Source organism: Flavivirga eckloniae (genome assembly GCF_002886045.1).
GTDB classification, from domain to species: Bacteria; Bacteroidota; Bacteroidia; order Flavobacteriales; family Flavobacteriaceae; genus Flavivirga; species Flavivirga eckloniae.
Window position 1 is genome coordinate 576,483 of sequence record NZ_CP025791.1, and the last position, 20,251, is coordinate 596,733.

The following is a 20,251-nucleotide window of genomic DNA, read 5'->3' on the forward strand; positions in this document are numbered from 1 at the left end:
TCATTTCCTGACAAATTAAACTACAACGACTTTAGAGACAGCCTCTTAATATTAATTACAACAAAGGCAGGTTATAAAAACCTTACTTGTTCATTGATACTTTTTGAGCACCATAGCCAGCTTCACGTGTTTTCGCTTCTTCTAACCATTGTGGTACTAAGTTTTGTTTAAATGCTTCTTTATCTGCTTTCATTTTTTCAACATCTAAACCAATATATTCTTGAGCTTTTTCTTTAGTTGAAATATCCGGCATCTCTACTGGTTTGTTATGTCCAAGTTCAGATAATAAACGTGCAAGTTTTAAACGTCCTTCTTGAATAACCGTAAATGCACTACCCATTACTCGAGCTGTTTCTACTGGAGAGTGGAACGATGCTCCGTGTGCTGCCGCAGAATAATCCCAACGCCACTGCGCATGACGAATATCCATTAAGATATCTTTCATTTGCTCTTCTGTTGCTCCTAAGTCCCAAGCTTTTTTAGCTTCTATATGAGCCTTAACAATGAAATCTTCTAATTTTAATCTGTTTTCTGCTGCTTTACGCTGACGCTCGTAAACGTTTTCTTTTAACTTATCTGCATCTTCTCTATGACAAACCTGACATGCATTAGCCACATTGTTTAGAGGTGATTGGATATGGTGATCTGTGAATTTTTGTCCACCCTCACTCTTATAAGGCATATGGCAATCTGCACAAGATACTCCTCTATCGGCATGCACACCTGTTAAATAAGTCTCGTAACCTGGGTGCTGCGCTTTAAGCATTGGTGCACGGCTTAACTTGTGTGTCCAATCTTTAAACCCTATATCGTCATAATATTTTTCCATGGCTTCAACAGACATACCATTCTTCCAAGGGAATTTTAAATAAGGAATACCTTCTTTTCCTGGTAATTTCTTATCGAAATAGTACTCAACATGACATTGTGCACATACCAAAGAACGCATTTCCTGATGGGTGGCCTGATTGATATCTTTACCCATTTCTTCAAACGCTTCTACTAACGCTGGTCTAGAAATGGTTAACTTCATAGTTTTAGAATCATGACAATCGGCACAACCAATAGGGTTAACGACCTCAGCTCCTTTATCGGCCCATTTTCCTGAGTAAAATTCATCGATACCATTTTCGTTCATTAAACGCGGTACATCCGGACTTTTACAAGTCCAACAAGTAGCTGGCATAGGACCATCTCCTTTTCCTTTAGGACCTCCTGTTCTTAAAGAATTTCTTAAATCCTCAATAGCATATTGGTGTCCTCTACCCTGGTTATAGTCTTTTGCAAATCCATATCCAGCCCAAAGTACGACTAAACGTGAATCTTCATGCAATACATCTCTCATAGCAGAGCCTCCTTGTTGCGAAGCGAAATCTGTTTCTGCTGTTTGCAAAAACGATTGGTATTCGGCTGGGTAATTTTTACCCCACTCTTCGTTTCTAGGTTCGTTTTCGCTAATTTCAACTTGCGGTACGTATTTGTATTTGGCTTCGTTTTTTCTGTTAACAATACTAGATGCTAACAACCCTAGTAGAAATACGACTACTGCGGTAACGATAAATAATACTTTGTTTTTCATTTTTGTTGTAAATTTATTTGTCTGCTATTTGTTTTTCTAACCAATCTGGTATAACGGTTTCGTCTGTGTCTGTTGGAATTGGTGCTATATTATTTCTAATTGTTGATATTCCGTGTACTGTACCATGCGGTACTTCTTGATGACAGCTCCAGCATTTTCTCTCTGTCCTGTTTTTTGCATGATCATCAATCCAACCGTCGTACTTTGTTTGTGTTACTTGTTGTACATGGCAACGAATACAATTATTTTGCACAACTTCCTCAGACTCCTCCCTCATAAACATCACTTCCGGTTCTGCTCTTAAAGTAAATACGGAAGCATGAAACAAACCATCTTTTGCCTTAAAATAGTACTTGTTAAATACATTGTTATGTGGTACATGACAATCGTTACAATTTGCCCATTCTCTATGCGAACTGTGCATCCAACTATTATAAACGGGTGTCATAACATGGCAGTTTACACAAGCTAGGGGATTGTCTGACATATAAGAAACCACCTCGGCTTCTTTTGCCATAAAAAAGCCTAACCCGGTAATTACTGCTATTAAAAAAACCGCAACTGTTCTCCATCGCGATTTTTTATCTGGTAATATGTTTTTTTTGAGGTTCACTCTATGTATATATTTTTAAGTAAATGATTTTGCTCTATAACTATAAAGTTGGTTTAACTAATAAATCAGCTTCCGGAATAATGAAATTTAAATTTTCAACCGGAAAAAATCGATGACTATCTTCAAACAAAACTTTAAATTGTGTCATTTTTTTGACATGATGAAGGTGGTTTAAGTAATTTTTTATAAGCATAAAATACACATTTAAACTTAGGTGTAAATCTCTTGTTTTTTTAAAATAAATAAGCTGACATATATCATATTCAGTGATATTTTTTAACGCTTTACCCTGCCCTATTTTCTAAAAATACGAAACATTTTTCACATTTATTTTTTATATCTCAATTTTCCTAATTCTATACCTATAGCTGTTTTAGCTAGTATTGTAAATACAAAGGCTCCAAGTGCCCAAATTCCTAACGTAACCCCTATTTCAATACCAGTGGGTGTATACTCTGCTATTTTCCCATAAGGCCCAGGTATAAAGCCCGGTACAATAAGTCCGAATCCTTTTTCGATCCAAATGGCAATAAATAATATAAAACAGCAGAAAAATAATACTTTAAAGTTGTTTCTAAGTTTATGGAATGTTAACAAAACGGTTGCCAGTACATTTAAAGGAATGGCTGTCCAGATCCATGGTAGTAATGCATCTTTACCATCTAATCCAAAGAATAGATAGTAGGCACTTTCACTATGATGTGTTGGTGCATAAAACTCTTTGAATAGTTCTGAAATTAGCATAATTAAATTTATTTGAGCGGCTACGGTAACTACCATCGCTATCTTTTTGATGGTCTTGTCTTTAACTTTAAATTCCGTAAAGTTTCTAATAATGGCTAAAACCAGTATAATTAGTGCCGGACCTGCTGCAAATGCCGAAGCTAAAAATCGAGGTCCAAGCAAAGCATTATTCCAGAACGGACGCGCCTGTAACCCTTGATATAAGAAAGCAGTTACCAAGTGAATAGCTACAGCCCAAAAAACAGATAAAATTGCTCCTGGGATATAAACATTCGGTTTTGATTCTTTACCTTGATAATGTCTGAATAAAATATAAAACGGAATGGTTATGTTTAAAAACAGATAGCCGTTAAGTACCAACACATCCCAAGTTAACATAGAGTTTGGAAAATTAAAGACTCCAATACCCGGAATCATATGCCATAATACCGAAGGTCCTCCCATATCTGCAATTACAAAGGCCAAACACATAATAAGTGCGGCTACAGCTAATCCCTCGCCAATAAGCACGGCTTGTTTAAAGTCTATATCTTTTAAAACATAGGTTGGCATGACGAGCATTACTGCTGCAGCGGCTACACCTACTAAAAAAGTGAAATTAGAAATGTACAATCCCCAACTCACTCGATCTGTCATACCGGTAACACTAAGTCCATGCTCTAACTGAATGGAATAGCAATACATTCCGGCCAACATAACAAAAGTTAAAAATGCCATCCATAAATGGTATTTTTTAGAACCATGTGTAATAGTATCTAAACTGTCTTTAATTAAACTTCCAAAAACTTTTAATCGTTTCATCTGTTTTTATTTATTTTTTTAATTAGGCTAGACCTATCTGTCTAACTTAAATGATGTTAGTCCATGAAATACCAGAACTTAGGTTCTGTACCTAAATCCTCTTTTAATCTAAATACTTTCTTGTTCTCTAAAACCCATCTAATGGTACTATTTGGGTCTAACAGGTTACCAAAAATACGGGCACCAGTAGGGCAAGCTTCAACACAAGCCGGATTTTTACCAGCTCTAGATCGTTGTACACAGAAAGTGCATTTTTCCATGACTCCTTTCTTACGCATACGGTTTCCTAAGTAATGTTGATTTTTATTAATCTCTGCTTCTGGCACTTCTGGTTTGCTCCAGTTAAAACGCCTGCCATCATAAGGACATGCAGCCATGCAATATCTACAACCTACGCACCAATCGTAGTCTACTACTACCAAACCATCATCTTCTCTCCAGGTTGCTTGCACGGGACATACTTCTACACATGGTGGATTATCGCAATGGAAACATTGTGTTCCCATATAAAAATGCCCTTGTGCCGGTACTTCATGATAGTAATTGTCATCAGCTTCATTAAAATTGAAACCTTTACCATCTTTCATTTCATGAATTCTAATGTATTGCATCTGTGAGTTTCTGTCTTGGTTATTTTCCTCAACACAAGCATTTACACAATCCATGTACCCTTGACATTTCGAAATATTAAAAGCATAACCAAACAACACATCTTCTTCTGCATTTTTAGAAGACATATTAATGGTTTTTCCTGTTCTTAATTGATACGAACGCACCAATCTATCTACAGTTGCTCCTTTTTCTTCATCGGTCATCAATTTATAGTTTCCTTTAAATTGTTCTTCCCAATCTATTTGTGCTTTTTCTTTACTTTCATCTCCACTAATTACATTGCAGGACGTACTTACCGCACCTGCTCCAATTAGTAAACTTGCTGTTAACTTTTTAAAAGCGGAGCGTCTGTCCATTTTTACATCAAAAACCTGGTCGAACCCATCTTTGGTTCTTTCTTCTCCAATAGAAGCGTTTATTGCAGCAGTGGTAAATTCTTCATCCGTCATATGATGGAGAGAATCTGATGCCGAACCACAACCTCCTGAAGTTTTTCCACAACTACAAGAGCCTGAAGCTTCTTTTGTCTTCCTACCAAGATTTAATGAAAACCATTTTTTGTTATTATCACTCATACCTAAATATTATTAATGCCATAAATGGTGTTTACTAATTTCTTTCTTTTACTTTTTGGGTATTAAAACGTGCCGGCCACCTCGACTCGAAATGAGGTTTGTGTGGATCGTGACAATTCACACAGGTCATAGATGCTCTTGGTGGTGCCCATCCTCCAATACGTTTACCATGTGCACCGCCTTTCCAATCTTCAAATTGTTTGGTGTGGCATTGGTTACACAGATTATAACTTCTATTAAAATCTATAGTATTCCCTGTTAAACTGGTTAAATTATCCATATTACTTCCGTCGTGGCAAGTAATACAGTTCATGGTGTTCGCATTGGCATGATCTAATTTAATATCCCAGTGCGCTTTTTTAATATCTTTACTATGCATTTGCGATACGGGTTTCGTATGACACTCGGTACAGTTATAGGATTTTATCTGACTTTTTCGCTCTGGAATTAAAAAGGTGTGTTCGCCTTCGGTAACTTCAATGGTTTTTATATCACCTATATAGGCTTCAGATGATATTGAAGTACCTTTATAATCTTTGCTTTCTGCTTCAATTTTATCTGTAATGCTGTGATATTCGCTTTCATGGTGCTTACAGGAAAAAAACGCAAGTAATAAAAACGATAAACAAACTATTTTATTCATACTATTTATATTATTCTTCATTACCAGCTCTTTTAAATGTTGCTACTGCTGTCATCTCATCTGTGTTTGGCACATGACATTGTCTGCAATTAACACGTTCTGGATGCGACACTCTTATTTCTCTTGGAGCACTTGGTCCTGCATGACAAGACAAGCAATTTTCCCGCAATTGAATTTGATGTGGAATCATTGGAGGGCTTCCTAGTAAAGCATTATTAACACCTGCTTTAGGAGCCACAACACTTGCATAAGTACCCGACTTGAATAATGATTGCGTATTTTGCTCTACATGACATTGTTTGCAGTTTACCAGTTCCGGATGCGGCGTTACGGGTGCATAGGCTTTGAATTTTTCAGTAAACCCGCCATTTTCATGACATTTTAAACAGCTTTGCCCTCCCATGTTTTGATGCTCATCTACCGGATGAGGAATACTGGGTGGCGCACCGTGATAAGCTCTGTTTTTGTAATATGTATTTAATGACCTTTCATGGTTCTTGTCTACTGGCATATTGCTATAATCTATAGCATGTTGGGAACGTTTGAAAACTCCTGACTCTGAAGGAATAGCAGATACATTACTGTTTTCAATGGGAATATAGGCGTCTTCAAGACCTATTTGATAACTGTAATTCCAAACCACAATAAAGGCTATGAATAGAATTACAAATAACGATATGATACCTAGTCTTTTTTTCATTGTTATGCTTTTTCGACTTTAACAGCACATTTTTTAAAGTCCGGTTCTTTTGAAATCGGACAGAAAGCATCCAGCGTAACATCGTTAATTAACATGTTTTCATCAAAGAAAGGCACAAAAACCTGTCCTTTGGTTGGCAATCCTCTTTCGTTTATTGAAGCTGGCAATACACATGAGCCTCTTCTGGAACTTACCTTTACCTTTTCTCCATTTCTAATTCCCAGACTTTTGGCATCATCTGGATGGAACTCTATATAGGCAGCGGGCATAGCTTTGTGTAGTACTGGAATTCTACGGGTCATGGAACCTGTGTGCCAATGTTCTATAACACGACCCGTATTTAACCAGAATGGATATTCTGCATCTGGAGATTCTGCTGCAGGCTCATACGGACGTTGCCAAATAACAGCCTTCCCGTCTGGTTTTCCATAAAAATGGAAATCTTTATCGTTACTACAAGCAGGATCATATTTAGCATTAAAACGCCATTGCGTTGATTTTCCATTTACATAAGGCCAAATAGCCCCAGATTCCTTTTTAAGAACTTCTAAAGGTGCCATACCATGTTTTGCGCCTTCATGAAATTGAGTGTATTCTTTGTAAATTTCTTCTACGTGATTTTCTTCACTGTAAGGAAATAAATCACCGAATCCCATACGTTTTGCCACCTCAATAGTCATCCATGCATCAGGGGTTGTTTCTCCCGGTCCATCAACCATTTTATCCCAGTGTTGTGTTCTACGTTCTGAATTTCCGTATAATCCACTTTTTTCAATATGCCAGGATGCTGGTAATATAACATCGGCTACATCCGATGTTGGTGTTGGAAACACATCTGAAACTACAACAAAACAAGATTCTTTCTCCATTCCCGGACGGTAACGACTTGTTTTTGGTAATGACACTAATGGATTTGTAACTTGTGTCCAAATAAATTTAATATCTCCGCGATCTACTGCCCTAAACATTTCCGTGGCATGGTATGTAGGTTTAGCAGGGATTCTTTCATAAGGGACTTTCCATATCTTAGCTGCCAAACGTCGGTGTTTTTCATTCATTACAACACCTTTTGGTAATTTATGAGTAAAGGTTCCTACCTCTCTGGCCGTACCACAAGCAGAAGGCTGACCTGTTAAAGAGAATGGTCCGTTTCCTGGTTGTGAAATTTTACCTGTTAATAAGTGGATGTTATACACTAAATTATTCATCCAGGTACCTCTGGTGTGCTGGTTCATACCCATACACCAGTAAGACACTACCTTTTTATTAGGATCGCCATAAATAGCAGCTAAATATTTAATATCCTTTACAGATACTTTAGAGTATTTTGCTACTTTCTCTGGCGTATAATCGTTTAAGAATTCTTTATAAGCTTCAAAATCTATTTTAGTAGGCTTATCTTTAAACTTAAATTTATCTTCTACTCCATATCCCATGTTTGTTAGTCCTTTATTAAAACTCACATGGTTTTCTACGAATGATTTGTTTACCCAACCATTATTAATAATCTCATAACAAATAGCATTAGCAACAGCTAAGTCTGTTTGAGGTTCGAATAAGATTGATTTATTAGATGCTGTACTGGAACGCGTTGTTCTGGTGGCGAAATCTATAATTTTTGCACCTCTCCTATTTTTTTGTTCCAGCATTCTTGAGAATAATACGGGATGCATTTCTGCCATATTATTTCCCCAGGTAATAAAATAATCCGCGTAGTCTATATCTTCATAACATCCCATCGGTTCATCTGCCCCAAAAGTGGTTAAAAACCCTGCCACCGCACTTGCCATACATAAACGGGCGTTACAATCCAGGTTATTAGTACCGATAGCGCCTTTCATTAATTTAGAAGCTACATATCCTTCTGGAATAGTAGATTGACCAGAAGTATACATGGCTACAGAATCTTTACCATGTTTCTCAATGGTTTCTTTCATTTTGCTAGCAACAAGATCTAGCGCTTCATTCAATGGTGTTTGTACGTATCTTCCATTTTTCTTAACCAGAGCATGTGTTAATCTATCTTTGGCTTGAGTACACATTATTTGATGATAGCCCTTTACACAAAGTAATCCTTTGTTTACGTCACAATTAGGATCTCCTTTTACCGCTACTGCTTTTCCGTTTTCGGTTCCTACTAAAATACCACATCCTACACCACAAAATCTACAAGGACCTTTTTTCCAATCTAGATTTGCACCATCGGGGATACCTTCCTCCTGTTCACTAGCAAATAATATTCCAGGAAACATTGTTGCCGCTGCCGTCATAGCAGATAGCGCTGCCATCTTTTTTATAAAACTTCTTCTGTTTGATAATGAATTGTACATATGCTTGTTAATTTTGTGGACTATTAAAACCTGAAACCATTGCTAACAATTTTAGGCTATCTATTTTTTCTATTTTTTCTTTGAGGATTTTATCGGAAGCATCATCTGGAGTATCTGTTACTACCACCAAAACATCTTCGTTAGTAGCTGGCGTAACCTCACATTCTTTTAATGTTGACAATGCTTTTATAAGGTCATCTTTTTTACCTTCTTGGGGATGCGCTAAATAACTTTTTATAGGCATAATAATTTTGGTTAGGTTTTATAAAAGATAAAAATATCTTAATTAGGAGATACAAAAACTGATAAATATCATAGAAAAGATGGGGTGAAGTAATTTATACTTAATCTAAATAAGTCTTCCTTCGGATCCTTTTAAAGATATGAAAAAAACTGATAAATATCATACACAAATAAAAAGCAGAATCGTTATATTTGCCAGAACATAACGCTATAGTACATGATAACTATTAATGAAGCTTTAAATGCTGTTAAAATAAATATTAGTCCGCTTTTAAAAGAAGCTATTAAACCTTTAGAAAGATGTGGTGGCTACCAGTTGTCTAAAGATATTGCTTCACCAATAAACATGCCTCCTTTTAGGCAATCGGCAATGGATGGTTATGCTTTAAACTTACATAATGATTTATCGTATACATTAATAGGAGAAGTAAAAGCAGGTGATAATCATCAGCCTACTTTAAAGCCAGGAGATGCAGTTAGAATATTTACAGGAGCTCCGGTTCCTGAAACTGCTAATACTGTTATGATGCAGGAAAAAGTTGCTACTAATGGCTCTAAAATAACTATAGAAAATGATGTGCCTATAGGTCATAATATTAGACCGATGGGAGAACAAGTTAAAACTGGAGACATTGCTTTAAAAAAAGGTACTAAATTAACACCCGCTGCCATTGGTTATTTAACATCATTAGGAATTACCGAGGCTGCTGTTTACAAAAAACCTTCTGTTGCATTAATTACTACTGGGAATGAACTTATTGAAGCCGGCGAACCATTAGCTTATGGCAAAATATACGAAAGTAACTCGAAAATGCTTTTAAATGCTTTATATAATCTTAAATTTTACGATGTTACTATTCATAAAGTTGAAGACGATTACATCAAAACAAAAAACAAACTCGAAACTGTTATCAATAATAATGACCTGGTAATAGTTACGGGTGGAATTTCGGTTGGTGACTACGATTTTGTTGGCAAAGCGCTTAAAGAATTGCAAGTAAAAGAGGTATTTTACAAAGTAAAGCAAAAGCCAGGAAAGCCTTTATTCTTTGGAAAAAAAGAAGACACAGCCATATTTGCTCTGCCAGGTAATCCGGCTGCTGCATTATCTTGTTTCTATGCTTATGTGTATATCGCGCTACAAAAAATGATGAACTACAATACGATCGAATTACCTCGTATTAAAGCAAAGTCTATGTCTGAATTTGTGAAACGAGGTGATAGACCACAGTTTTTAAAAGCGATATATAATGATAATCAAGTTGAAATATTAGAAGGACAAAACTCATCCATGTTACAAACATTTGCGCTTTCAAATGCGTTGGTTTTTGTTCCTGAAGATGTTTCTATCATTAATTTAAATGACGAATTAGAGGTTATTGTATTACCAGTATAAACTAAGATTATGAGCTATAAAATAAAAAGTAGAATATGGATTGAATCTGAAGACAACGTACTGCTGGGAGAAGGTCGTGTACATTTATTAAAAGCTATACAAAAGGAAGGCTCACTCTCAAAGGCAGCAAAATCTTTAAACATATCCTACAAAAAGGCATGGCAACTTATCGATTCTGTGAATAAATCTGCAAAAAAGCCTGTAACTATAAATAGTATTGGTGGTAAAGGCGGCGGCGGTGCCGAACTTACTGAATACGGACAGTCACTAATTAATGCTTTTGATGAGATTAACAAGAATTGTTGGGATTTTTTAGATAAGCAATTGGCTAAGATTGAAAGACTCTGAATATAAATTCCAAACACCAACCACTGAATACAGAATACCAAAAACAACAAATGTTACAAACAGAAAACATATACATCTTTTTAATCATACTTCCCGTAGTATCGTTTTTGTATTCTAGTGTGGGGCATGGTGGTGCTAGCGGGTATTTGGCTCTGATGGCGTTGTTTTCTTTTGCTCCAGAAAGTATGAAACCCACTGCCCTATTGCTAAACTTATTTGTTGCTGGTATATCGTTTTACTATTATTATAAAGAAGGTTTTTTTAACAAAAAACTATTCTTATCGTTTGCAATTGCCTCAATACCACTAGCCTTTATAGGCGGTATGATTGAAGTAGATGCCTCCATATATAAAAAGATATTAGCTGTTCTATTAATTTTTGCCATATTAAAAATGCTTAATGTTTTTGGTAAAGAAAACACTTCTATCAGAGACATAAAGCTTTGGCAAGGGCTTGTTGTTGGAGGTGTTATCGGGTTCTTCTCAGGACTCATCGGCATAGGTGGCGGTATTATTTTAACACCTATTATTTTATTACTGCATTGGGGCAAGATGAAAGAAGCCGCAGCCGTTTCTGCTCTATTTATTTGGGTAAATTCTGCATCTGGTTTAATAGGCCAATTAAGTAGTGGGGTTTCCATAGAAAAAGCATCCTTTTTGTTAGTTGTCATCGCTTTAATTGGTGGGGTTTTAGGTGGCTATTATGGTAGCAAAAAAATAAACAATAAAAATTTACAATACATTTTGGCTTTCGTATTAATGATTGCTTGTGTTAAATTATTTTTCACTTAAAATGATAGACAAAAAAAACATAACAGGTATCATTTTGGCGGGAGGAAAAAGCTCCAGAATGGGTACAGATAAAGGTTTTTTAACATTAAATGAGAAGCCTTTTATACAACATAGTATTGATGCCTTAACTCCTTTAGTGTCTGAAATAATAATCGTTTCGGATAATCCGGATTATAATGTTTTAGGCTACGAAAGAGTAACAGACATCATAAAAGATGCCGGACCAGTAGCTGGAATATGTTCTGGATTAGAAGCATCTAAAACCGATTACAATCTGGTTTTAAGCTGTGATATCCCGTTAATTAAAACCGAAGTACTGGAAAAACTTATAGTAAATAGAGATACGGATGCTGATATTATTCAAATAGAAAGTAACGGAAAAACAATGCCACTAATAGCATTATATAAAAAACAATGTCACATAGTTTTTAATGAGCTATTAAAGAAAGACGAAAGACGTTTACGCGTGGCTGTTAATCAATGCCGTGTTAAAAATATTCCTTTGGAATCAAAGGATTATAACACAACCATGAACGTGAATACAAAAGAAGAATTAAAACAATTGGAACATGCTCATAACCATTAAATATTTCGGGCAAATAGCAGAGGTGACTCAGCAAGAAGAAGAATCTTTAGAGTTTTCGGGAGGTTTGATTTCTGAGCTTATAGAACAGCTTTATGGAAAGTACAACCTGTTAAAGGATAAGGATTTTAAAGTGGCGCAAAATCAGGAACTGGTGAATTTAGAAACCGTAGTTTCAGGGAATGAGATTGCATTATTACCGCCTTTTGCAGGAGGTTAGTCATTTCGACCTACTTGTACTGAGCGTAGCCGAAGCATAAACTAAAATCGAGAGGTTTTAAGAAGGTCTCGACTGCGCTCGACCGGACATAGATTAATTGCTTGTATAAAAGAAACTTACAAGTGACGTCAATGCTAGTAGCGCGGTGTATCGAGAACTATAAAATAGAAAACAAAATAACAAATGGCAGGATGAGATTCTTGCCTACACGGGAATGAGTAGATATAGCAGACATATAATTTTATCAGAAATCGGACAGGAAGGTCAAGACAAACTTTCTAAAGCCAAAGTATTGGTTATTGGAGCAGGTGGTTTAGGCTGCCCTGTTTTACAATACCTAACTGCTGCCGGTATTGGCACACTAGGTATTGTAGACTTCGATGTGGTTGAACTATCCAATTTACAACGTCAGGTGTTGTTTGGCACATCGTCATTAGGAGAAAATAAAGCAGAAGCAGCAAAAAAACGTTTGGAAGATTTAAACGATAGTATTTCCATAATCGCTTACCCAGAAAAGTTAACCCATAAAAATGCCATCGATTTATTTAATCAATATGATGTTATTGTTGATGGAACCGATAATTTCTCCACACGCTATTTGGTTAACGATGCTTCGGTTATAACCAACAAACCACTGGTATTCGGATCTATTTACAAGTTTGAAGGTCAGATTTCTGTATTTAATTATAATAATGGTCCAAGCTATCGTTGCCTGTTTCCTACTCCACCAGAAAAAGGGACTGTTCCTAATTGTTCCGAAATAGGTGTTTTAGGCGTATTGCCGGGCATTGTTGGAAGTATGCAAGCTAATGAAGTTCTAAAAGTTGTACTAGGGCTTGGTAAGCCGCTCTCCGGTGAGCTACTTTGCTACAATGCGCTTAACAATCAAACCATCACATTAAAAATAAACAGATCATCATCAGAAATTGAAACTGTTTTAAAGAAGAAAGATAGTTTTCATACTCAATATGTTGAAGAACTTTGCGAAGTAAATCATGGTCTGATTTCAATAAAAGAAGTTATTGATCAAACCAATATTCAAATTATAGATGTTCGTGAACCCCATGAAACGCCTAAAGTTGAAGGTTTAGAAGTCACGTACATTCCATTAAGTGAATTAGAATCGCAGTTAAATAAAATTAATCCGGAAAAGAAAAAAGCAATCTTTTGTCAGTCCGGAATAAGGAGCAAACGAGCTGTTTCAATGTTAAACGATTTTGAAATAAACAATTGCTATAGCATTATTGAAGGGGCTCCGGAGATACTTGAATTAATAAAATAAGAAAGAATCATCTATCAGACCTGTCAGGTTTTTTAAACCTGACAGGTCTGCGAAACACAAAAACACAAAAAAATGGCAGATAAAAAAATAAAAAACGTATTCAGACAAGGCGCTATTTCTTCAGAATTTATTGGAGAATCTATTTATAAACACCAAACTAAAACAAGCATAGGCGCTCACAACATTTTCTTAGGACAGGTACGTGCTGATGTTATAGACAACAAAACAGTTTCCGCTATAGAGTATACCGCTTATGAGGATATGGCAAATGCCAAGTTTCATGAAATTAGAGAAGCTGCTTTTGAAAAATTCGAATTAACCTGCATGCACATATATCATAGTTCAGGAACAGTAAAAGCTGGTGAAATTTGCTTATTCGTATTCGTATCATCACCAAGACGCAAAGTAGTTTTTGAAGCTTTAGAATTTATTGTTGAAGCCATAAAAGCAGATGTTCCGGTATTTGGAAAGGAAATGTTTGAGGACGAATCGCATCAGTGGAAAGTTAATAGTTAATTGTTTAATTGTTTAATTGTAAAACTGTTTAATAAAAATATGGCATACACATTTTCATTTGAAAAATTAAATGTTTGGGTTGACTCAAAAGAATTGGTGAAATTAATTTATTCAGAGACTAAGAACTTCCCATCTGAAGAAAAATTTGGATTAACAAATCAATTGAGAAGGGCATCAGTATCTATAGCTTCAAATATAGCTGAAGGCACTTCAAGGAATACTAACAAAGATAAAGCCCATTTCACCACAATTGCTTTTAGTTCGTTGATGGAAGTTTTAAATCAAATTATAATAGCTAAAGAATTAAATTTTATTGATGAAAATAATTATCAAACCATTAGAGTAGAAATTGAAAAAATTTCCAATAAACTAAATGCATTACGAAAATCACAATTAAACAATTAAACAACTAAACGATTTAACGATTTAACGATTTAACGATTTAACGATTTAACGATTTAACGATTTAACAAATCAACAAAAAATGGTAGACATCACACATAAAAGCACAACCCTAAGAACCGCAGTAGCTCAAGCTATAGTAAAAGTTAGTAAACCAGAAACAATACAAGCTATTAAAAACGGTACCGTACCTAAAGGCAACGTATTTGCCATGAGCAAAGCGGCAGGATTATTAGGCGTAAAACGCACACCAGACATTCTTCCAGACTGTCACCCCTTACCTATTGAATTTACGGGTGTTGAATATGAAATAAACGGATTAGAAATAACGGTATTATTCACAGTAAAAACTATCTATAAAACAGGTGTTGAAGTTGAAGCCATGCATGGTGCCAGTGTTGTAGCCTTAAACATGTACGATATGCTAAAGCCTATTGATAAGGGTATCGAAATACATGAAATAAAACTACTCAATAAAAAAGGTGGAAAATCCGATTTTAGAGATCGTTTTAGAAAAGATTTAAAAGCAGCTGTGATTGTGTGCTCTGATACGATTTCGGCAGGACATAAAGAGGACAAAGCTGGGAAAGCTATTATAAAGAAATTAGAGGACAGTGATGTAACAATTGAAGATTACATCATTATTCCAGATGAAAAAGAAATCATTCAAGAGAAAGCAAAAAGCTATCAGGAACAAAATGTTGATTTAATTATTTATACGGGAGGTACTGGACTTTCTGTTAGGGATGTTACTCCGGAAGCCATCATACCGCTTTTAGACAGGAGGATTCCCGGTATAGAAGAGGCTATTCGCAACTACGGACAAGATAGAACCCCATTTTCAATGCTATCCAGAAGTGTTGCTGGAACGATAAACGACACATTAGTATTAGCGCTTCCAGGTTCAACAAACGGAGCAAAAGAGTCGATGGATGCTATATTTCCATCGGTACTACATATTTTTAGAATATTAAAAGGTGCAAGGCACGATTAAGCACCTCCCTAAATTGCAAAATAGCAATTCGGAAGGTGTCTGAAAAAGTAAGTTTTACGTCATATTGACTTTTTTAGATCGCTTAATAATTATAGGATTTAAAATGAAAGATAAAAAAATATTACAAGATTCACACGGTAGAGACCACACGTATTTGCGTATCTCTTTAACAGAGCGATGCAATTTACGTTGTTCTTATTGCATGCCCGAGGAAGGTGTACCACTATCACCTAAAAGTCATTTAATGACTTACGAAGAAATTTACGAAATCGCTAAAACCTTTGTAGATCATGGTGTTACCAAAATCAGGCTAACCGGTGGAGAACCTTTGGTTAGAAAGGATATTCCTGTTATTTTAGAAAAACTGGCAACGCTACCTGTGGAGTTATCCATTACATCCAATGCTGTTATTATTGATAAATTCATTGACGTTTTAAAAGCTTATGGTGTTAATAAAATTAATGTGAGTTTAGATTCTTTAGATGAAAACAAGTTTAAACACATTACAAGAAGACATGAGTTTAAAAGGGTTTATAACAATATTTTATTATTAATAAAGGAAGGCTTTACTGTTAAGCTAAATGCCGTTTTAATGAAAAATTTTAATGATGATGAAATTATAGATTTTATAAATTTCACCAAAGACTTACCTATTTCCGTTCGATTTATTGAATTCATGCCTTTTGATGGGAACAAATGGGATATGAGTAAAATGATATCTTATAAACAAGTCATGCAGCATGTAAACGAAGCTTTTCCCGAAACTGAGATAGAACGTTTACAGGATGCACCAAACGATACCTCGAAAAACTATAAAATAAAAGGCTACAAAGGCTCCTTTGCTATTATAAGTTCGGTTACTAACCCGTTTTGCGATTCCTGTAACAGACTTAGACTGACTGCAAACGGACAACTAAAAAACTGTTTGTTCTCATCTACAGAATCTGATTTACTGACTACGCTTCGATCTGGCAAACCTATTGAACCAATCATTCAAAAGGCCATACAAGCTAAATTTAAAGTCCGTGGAGGTATGGATACTTTAAAAAAATTACAAGAACCAAAATTGCACTCCAAGAACAGAAGTATGATTACTATTGGAGGGTAAGGGGTTATTACATCAAAGCTAAACCCCTAGAGAATATGTAAGCCCAAAAATAAGTGTATCATATCGTTTGCCAAAACTCTTTAGGTTAAGCTCTACAAACACTTGTATCGGATTTATATGATACAATCCTCTAAATTTAAGTGCGGCAGCATGATTAAAACTACCTGTAGAGAAAAAGAATGAAGAGGTGTCTTCCGCTCTACTTAATACTTTATAGTCGTTTACAATATATCCAACGCCCCCAGTTATACTTAATGCTTCCCAATGCATCAAACGTATATTATAGGTAACGCCAAACTCATTATAAACTTCTGTATTTTCGAATTCTTTTATAAAAAATCGATTATACTCAGCTATATAAGTTCTTTTTTTTATTGAAGGTTGATACTGAAGTCTAATATCAAAACCTACTTCTTCCTGCAAGCCGACACTAATTGCAGCACCCAAACCAAAATCAACACTTCCATTCTCATAGTCTTGAGAAAAGCAAAAAAAAGAAACAAACCATATAAGCGCTAAAAAAATGGTTTTCATCTATTGTATATTAACCATAAAACTTGAATAATAAGGTTTCAAATGTAAAGCAATAATTCATCGGAAACAACTGTCAAGTTGCATTTAGGAAGCGTACTACCAAATGTATAGAGTTAATTAGTTACAAACTTTTTATTGAAAGAAATAACAATAATAGAAGTATGATTACTATTGGCAGTTAGACTAATCATACTTTAAAGCGGGTAATTATAATACTAATTGCTGTTTTTAGTTTAAGCCTAACTATTATTCAATAACTTTTCTCCCGTAAATGCATATTGGTTCCATTTTGGTAGCGGATGGAACTTAGCTGCCTGTACATCTCTAAAGAGCCTTTCCAACGCCACCGATTTATAAAAACTTTGCCCTCCAATAGCATCCATAGCCTCGCTTACTGTTTCAATACAAGCATCAGCTATATTACTTTTTAAGCTTAAAATATCTACCGAGTTATCCTGATCTATTGTAAACTCAAAGTCGTTTGCTATTTCTAACATGGCACGCCACTGCATTTCTGCCTGAATAAATTTGTTGTAAAGCTTACCTATTATATACTTTATATGCTCTTGATTTCTTTGGTATGTTTTTCCTTTTGTTACTGCTATCTCCATAGCTTTTTCTGCTATACCTACGTATACCGACATAATCAACGGCATGGCCACTGTTAAAACAACATTCCAAACTGGGTGAAATATATCCCTATCCCTTTCTAACGCTATAGCAGTTTCCGGAACAAATACCTCTTCAAAAACAAGACTTTGAGATCCTGTTCCTCGCATCCCCATAACGTCCCAATCATCTAAAGTCGATACACCTTCTGTATTCAATTTAACTGGAAAATGCAATACTTTCCATTCGCCTTGTTCATTTAAAAATGGTGCGCTCGTTACAGCAATATCTCCGACAACAGATTGACTTGCAAAATGCTTTTTGGCACTAAAGAGATACCCGTCATCAACTTTTTTCATCTCGCCATTAGAGCCTAACCAGTCTCTAGCCCCAGTACTCACTAACACCAATTGATGTTTAACCACATTTTTTAGCATCGCTTCCCCTACGCCTTTATGCTTGTATTTCCATACAGATGCCGCTATTAAGTGCTGATGCATGGCGAAAGCTAAAGCTGTAGAGGCGCAATAACCTGCCATAATTTTTATAAGCTCACACACTTCTGAATGTGTTGCTCCTCCTCCATTAAGTTCTTTAGGAATCATAACAGAAAACAAATTATGCGCCTTCAACGATTCATAATTACGGTGTACAAACGAGCCTTCTTCGTCATGTACTTTTGCTCGTTCTGCAAACGACTTTCCCAGTTCGTGAATTAACTTTGAATAATCAATTTTAGGTTGCTCCAATATTTCCATGATGTATATATTTTAAATTAACATTGCAAATATCATTCTGAAAAAAAGAAGTAAGTTTTCTAAAAAGTTCAATAAGTTTATTTTTAGGTTCAAATTCCTTTCAAAGAGGAACTTAAGGCAATATTTATTAAATTTGTAACATATGCTATTAGATGTTTACAAGTTTTTCTTAAACCAGCCTAAATACAACAAGCTTATAGGTAACGACTATTTATTTGTTGAATACAAATGCCCTATTGACGTAGAAAAATTTAAATTATGGACAGATACCCCTTTTATAACTTATGTAATTAGTGGTAAAAAGGATTGGACCTCGGTAAATAAAACCTATGCTATAACATCTGGTGATGCGCTTTTTGTTAGGAAAGGTGTTTACAATACCAAACAATACTTTGAGGATGACTACTGCACCATTTTGTTTTTTATAACCGAAGACTTTATTAGGCGGTTTATAACAAAAAATGAGGCATTAATCAAACAAAAAAAAGCCGAACAGGCTAATAGTTTAATCTTTCCTATTGATGTTACCACGTCCTTAAACTCCCTGTTTCTTTCTGTATTCAATTATTTTAGCATGGGAGATAAAATTCCTAAAGATTTAGTTGAAATTAAGTTTAATGAGTTACTTTTTAATATTGCTCTAAATCCATCTAACAATGATCTGGTTTGTTTTTTTAATTCTCTTAAACAAGTTGAAAAAACAAATATTAATGACATTATGATGAAAAACTTTCATTTTGATTTGCAATTAGAAGATTTTGCGCGCTTGTGCGGCAGAAGTCTGTCTTCGTTTAAAAGAGACTTTAAGGAACATTTTAATGAAACTCCAGGCAAGTGGTTAAACAATCAACGTTTGGATTATGCCAAAACCTTACTTCAAAACTCTACGTTAAATATTAATGAAGTATGTTACGAAAGTGGTTTTAAAAACACGTCTCATTTTAATAGCAGTTTTAAACAAAAATTTGGTTACCCTCCTAATCAATATAGAAAAATGCATCTTACTCCATAGTTTTTAAGCTCTGAACTTTACAGAAACAAAGTTGAACTTTTAAGAAAATCCATAGTCTTAATCCGATAATACTTTTGACAAATAATTTAAAACTATTACGTCATGAAAAAAGTATTAATGTTCTCTTATTCAATAATAGCCTATATCATAGGCTTTGCCTCTCTTCTTTTATGGATCGTATCGGTTAGTCATTTAGTACCGGAAATTTCTATAGACCAACCTCAAAGAATGGCATTCTTTCCTGCCCTATTAAAAAATCTTAGCCTGGTAGCTCTCTTTGGTTTACAACATAGTATTATGGCTAGAAAATCATTCAAATCATTTTTAACCAAATACATTCCTAGGCCTATTGAACGAAGTACCTTCGTTTTAATCTCCGGTTTATTGCTCATTCTATTAGTTAATCAATGGGAACCTATGGGAGGACTCGTTTGGGAAGTAACATCTGGTTCTGTACTATTTTATGTTATCTATGTTTTATTCTTTACAGGCTGGGCAATCCTATTTATTAGTTCGTTCTTAATTAATCATTTTGACTTGTTTGGACTTCGCCAAACCTATTTAGAACTTCAAAATAAACCCTACACAAAATTAAAGTTCAAAGTATTTTCATTTTATAAGCATGTGCGTCATCCACTCTATTTTGGGGGTATTTTAGGTTTATGGGCAACACCAACTATGACCATGACCCATTTAATATTCGCTATTGCATTAACCTCATATTTTGTTATTGGAACTCTATTTGAAGAACGTGACCTAAAAAAGGAATTTGGGGAGCTTTATAAATCTTACCAGGCTAAAACTCCTATGTTAATTCCATTTATTAAAAGAAACAAAAGTTAAAATCAATTAAAAGTA

Annotated in this window: 22 protein-coding genes; 12 read left to right on the forward strand and 10 right to left on the reverse strand. The window is 35.1% G+C overall.

Annotated elements, in window-relative coordinates; genetic code table 11:
• Positions 1-82 precede the first annotated feature (82 nt).
• The 8 genes from nrfA to C1H87_RS02365 form a co-directional block, all read right to left on the reverse strand.
• Positions 83-1,579 carry an ammonia-forming cytochrome c nitrite reductase gene (gene nrfA, locus C1H87_RS02330; protein ID WP_102754275.1) on the reverse strand — a complete coding sequence of 499 codons (1,497 nt, stop codon included), beginning with the start codon at positions 1,577-1,579 and terminating at the stop codon, positions 83-85.
• A 13-nt stretch (positions 1,580-1,592) separates the two neighbouring features.
• Positions 1,593-2,192, reverse strand: a complete 600-nt coding sequence (nrfH, locus tag C1H87_RS02335) for a cytochrome c nitrite reductase small subunit (protein ID WP_102754276.1) — start codon at positions 2,190-2,192, stop codon at positions 1,593-1,595.
• A 327-nt stretch (positions 2,193-2,519) separates the two neighbouring features.
• Positions 2,520-3,737 (reverse strand): sulfate reduction electron transfer complex DsrMKJOP subunit DsrP, encoded by a 1,218-nt coding sequence (gene dsrP / locus C1H87_RS02340; RefSeq protein ID WP_102754277.1) that lies wholly within the window; start codon positions 3,735-3,737, stop codon positions 2,520-2,522.
• Positions 3,738-3,793: 56 nt separating this feature from the next.
• Positions 3,794-4,924, reverse strand: coding sequence for a 4Fe-4S dicluster domain-containing protein (locus tag C1H87_RS02345; protein ID WP_102754278.1), 1,131 nt, complete (start codon positions 4,922-4,924; stop codon positions 3,794-3,796).
• Positions 4,925-4,958: 34 nt separating this feature from the next.
• A complete protein-coding gene (locus C1H87_RS02350; RefSeq protein WP_102754279.1) occupies positions 4,959-5,588 on the reverse strand; it encodes a cytochrome c3 family protein in 630 nt (209 codons plus the stop codon).
• Positions 5,578-6,267 carry a multiheme c-type cytochrome gene (locus tag C1H87_RS02355; RefSeq protein ID WP_102754280.1) on the reverse strand — a complete coding sequence of 230 codons (690 nt, stop codon included), beginning with the start codon at positions 6,265-6,267 and terminating at the stop codon, positions 5,578-5,580. Before C1H87_RS02355 ends, C1H87_RS02350 begins: the two co-directional genes overlap by 11 nt.
• A 2-nt stretch (positions 6,268-6,269) precedes the next feature.
• Complete coding sequence (locus tag C1H87_RS02360) at positions 6,270-8,597, reverse strand: molybdopterin-dependent oxidoreductase (RefSeq protein ID WP_102754281.1); 2,328 nt, start codon at positions 8,595-8,597, stop codon at positions 6,270-6,272.
• Between the two features lie 7 nt (positions 8,598-8,604).
• On the reverse strand, positions 8,605-8,841 hold the full coding sequence (locus C1H87_RS02365; protein ID WP_102754282.1) for a hypothetical protein: 237 nt from the start codon (positions 8,839-8,841) through the stop codon (positions 8,605-8,607).
• A 216-nt stretch (positions 8,842-9,057) separates the two neighbouring features.
• Here C1H87_RS02365 and C1H87_RS02370 point away from each other — a divergent pair, with 216 nt between their 5' ends.
• From C1H87_RS02370 to moaA, 10 genes are all read left to right on the forward strand, one after another.
• Positions 9,058-10,236, forward strand: coding sequence for a molybdopterin molybdotransferase MoeA (locus C1H87_RS02370; protein WP_102754283.1), 1,179 nt, complete (start codon positions 9,058-9,060; stop codon positions 10,234-10,236).
• Between the two features lie 9 nt (positions 10,237-10,245).
• Positions 10,246-10,584, forward strand: coding sequence for a winged helix-turn-helix domain-containing protein (locus C1H87_RS02375; protein ID WP_102754284.1), 339 nt, complete (start codon positions 10,246-10,248; stop codon positions 10,582-10,584).
• Positions 10,585-10,634: 50 nt separating this feature from the next.
• Positions 10,635-11,375 carry a sulfite exporter TauE/SafE family protein gene (locus C1H87_RS02380; protein WP_102754285.1) on the forward strand — a complete coding sequence of 247 codons (741 nt, stop codon included), beginning with the start codon at positions 10,635-10,637 and terminating at the stop codon, positions 11,373-11,375.
• Between the two features lies 1 nt (position 11,376).
• Positions 11,377-11,961: a molybdenum cofactor guanylyltransferase gene (gene mobA / locus C1H87_RS02385; protein ID WP_158655102.1), complete on the forward strand. Its 585-nt coding sequence runs from the start codon at positions 11,377-11,379 to the stop codon at positions 11,959-11,961.
• Positions 11,945-12,178, forward strand: coding sequence for a MoaD/ThiS family protein (locus tag C1H87_RS02390; protein WP_102754287.1), 234 nt, complete (start codon positions 11,945-11,947; stop codon positions 12,176-12,178). The genes mobA and C1H87_RS02390 overlap by 17 nt, the downstream gene beginning before the upstream one ends.
• Before the next feature lie 214 nt (positions 12,179-12,392).
• Positions 12,393-13,460: a HesA/MoeB/ThiF family protein gene (moeB, locus tag C1H87_RS02395; RefSeq protein ID WP_102754288.1), complete on the forward strand. Its 1,068-nt coding sequence runs from the start codon at positions 12,393-12,395 to the stop codon at positions 13,458-13,460.
• Between the two features lie 72 nt (positions 13,461-13,532).
• Complete coding sequence (locus tag C1H87_RS02400; protein ID WP_199769324.1) at positions 13,533-13,976, forward strand: molybdenum cofactor biosynthesis protein MoaE; 444 nt, start codon at positions 13,533-13,535, stop codon at positions 13,974-13,976.
• Between the two features lie 39 nt (positions 13,977-14,015).
• Complete coding sequence (locus tag C1H87_RS02405) at positions 14,016-14,381, forward strand: four helix bundle protein (protein ID WP_102758149.1); 366 nt, start codon at positions 14,016-14,018, stop codon at positions 14,379-14,381.
• Between the two features lie 79 nt (positions 14,382-14,460).
• Positions 14,461-15,372: a bifunctional molybdenum cofactor biosynthesis protein MoaC/MoaB gene (moaCB, locus tag C1H87_RS02410; RefSeq protein WP_102754289.1), complete on the forward strand. Its 912-nt coding sequence runs from the start codon at positions 14,461-14,463 to the stop codon at positions 15,370-15,372.
• Between the two features lie 103 nt (positions 15,373-15,475).
• Entirely contained in the window at positions 15,476-16,480 is a 1,005-nt protein-coding gene (moaA, locus tag C1H87_RS02415) for a GTP 3',8-cyclase MoaA (RefSeq protein WP_102754290.1), read from the forward strand.
• Between the two features lie 18 nt (positions 16,481-16,498).
• On the opposite strand, the gene C1H87_RS02420 is transcribed toward moaA, so the two are convergent.
• Both C1H87_RS02420 and C1H87_RS02425 read right to left on the reverse strand, forming a co-directional pair.
• Complete coding sequence (locus tag C1H87_RS02420; RefSeq protein WP_102754291.1) at positions 16,499-17,014, reverse strand: hypothetical protein; 516 nt, start codon at positions 17,012-17,014, stop codon at positions 16,499-16,501.
• 239 nt (positions 17,015-17,253) lie between these two features.
• On the reverse strand, positions 17,254-18,381 hold the full coding sequence (locus C1H87_RS02425; RefSeq protein ID WP_102754292.1) for an acyl-CoA dehydrogenase family protein: 1,128 nt from the start codon (positions 18,379-18,381) through the stop codon (positions 17,254-17,256).
• A gap of 142 nt (positions 18,382-18,523) precedes the next feature.
• Here C1H87_RS02425 and C1H87_RS02430 point away from each other — a divergent pair, with 142 nt between their 5' ends.
• Both C1H87_RS02430 and C1H87_RS02435 read left to right on the forward strand, forming a co-directional pair.
• On the forward strand, positions 18,524-19,393 hold the full coding sequence (locus tag C1H87_RS02430; protein ID WP_102754293.1) for a helix-turn-helix domain-containing protein: 870 nt from the start codon (positions 18,524-18,526) through the stop codon (positions 19,391-19,393).
• Between the two features lie 102 nt (positions 19,394-19,495).
• Positions 19,496-20,236, forward strand: coding sequence for a methyltransferase family protein (locus C1H87_RS02435; protein ID WP_102754294.1), 741 nt, complete (start codon positions 19,496-19,498; stop codon positions 20,234-20,236).
• Positions 20,237-20,251: the final 15 nt, after the last annotated feature.

Coding starts and splice junctions, on each gene's coding strand:
- nrfA (WP_102754275.1), bottom strand. CDS start 1,579: ATGAAAAACAAAGTATTATTTATCGTTACCGCAGTAGTCGTATTTCTA.
- dsrP (WP_102754277.1), bottom strand. CDS start 3,737: ATGAAACGATTAAAAGTTTTTGGAAGTTTAATTAAAGACAGTTTAGAT.
- C1H87_RS02345 (WP_102754278.1), bottom strand. CDS start 4,924: ATGAGTGATAATAACAAAAAATGGTTTTCATTAAATCTTGGTAGGAAG.
- C1H87_RS02350 (WP_102754279.1), bottom strand. CDS start 5,588: ATGAAGAATAATATAAATAGTATGAATAAAATAGTTTGTTTATCGTTT.
- C1H87_RS02355 (WP_102754280.1), bottom strand. CDS start 6,267: ATGAAAAAAAGACTAGGTATCATATCGTTATTTGTAATTCTATTCATA.
- C1H87_RS02360 (WP_102754281.1), bottom strand. CDS start 8,597: ATGTACAATTCATTATCAAACAGAAGAAGTTTTATAAAAAAGATGGCA.
- C1H87_RS02365 (WP_102754282.1), bottom strand. CDS start 8,841: ATGCCTATAAAAAGTTATTTAGCGCATCCCCAAGAAGGTAAAAAAGAT.
- C1H87_RS02370 (WP_102754283.1), top strand. CDS start 9,058: ATGATAACTATTAATGAAGCTTTAAATGCTGTTAAAATAAATATTAGT.
- C1H87_RS02375 (WP_102754284.1), top strand. CDS start 10,246: ATGAGCTATAAAATAAAAAGTAGAATATGGATTGAATCTGAAGACAAC.
- C1H87_RS02380 (WP_102754285.1), top strand. CDS start 10,635: ATGTTACAAACAGAAAACATATACATCTTTTTAATCATACTTCCCGTA.
- mobA (WP_158655102.1), top strand. CDS start 11,377: ATGATAGACAAAAAAAACATAACAGGTATCATTTTGGCGGGAGGAAAA.
- C1H87_RS02390 (WP_102754287.1), top strand. CDS start 11,945: ATGCTCATAACCATTAAATATTTCGGGCAAATAGCAGAGGTGACTCAG.
- moeB (WP_102754288.1), top strand. CDS start 12,393: ATGAGTAGATATAGCAGACATATAATTTTATCAGAAATCGGACAGGAA.
- C1H87_RS02400 (WP_199769324.1), top strand. CDS start 13,533: ATGGCAGATAAAAAAATAAAAAACGTATTCAGACAAGGCGCTATTTCT.
- C1H87_RS02405 (WP_102758149.1), top strand. CDS start 14,016: ATGGCATACACATTTTCATTTGAAAAATTAAATGTTTGGGTTGACTCA.
- moaCB (WP_102754289.1), top strand. CDS start 14,461: ATGGTAGACATCACACATAAAAGCACAACCCTAAGAACCGCAGTAGCT.
- moaA (WP_102754290.1), top strand. CDS start 15,476: ATGAAAGATAAAAAAATATTACAAGATTCACACGGTAGAGACCACACG.
- C1H87_RS02420 (WP_102754291.1), bottom strand. CDS start 17,014: ATGAAAACCATTTTTTTAGCGCTTATATGGTTTGTTTCTTTTTTTTGC.
- C1H87_RS02425 (WP_102754292.1), bottom strand. CDS start 18,381: ATGGAAATATTGGAGCAACCTAAAATTGATTATTCAAAGTTAATTCAC.
- C1H87_RS02430 (WP_102754293.1), top strand. CDS start 18,524: ATGCTATTAGATGTTTACAAGTTTTTCTTAAACCAGCCTAAATACAAC.
- C1H87_RS02435 (WP_102754294.1), top strand. CDS start 19,496: ATGAAAAAAGTATTAATGTTCTCTTATTCAATAATAGCCTATATCATA.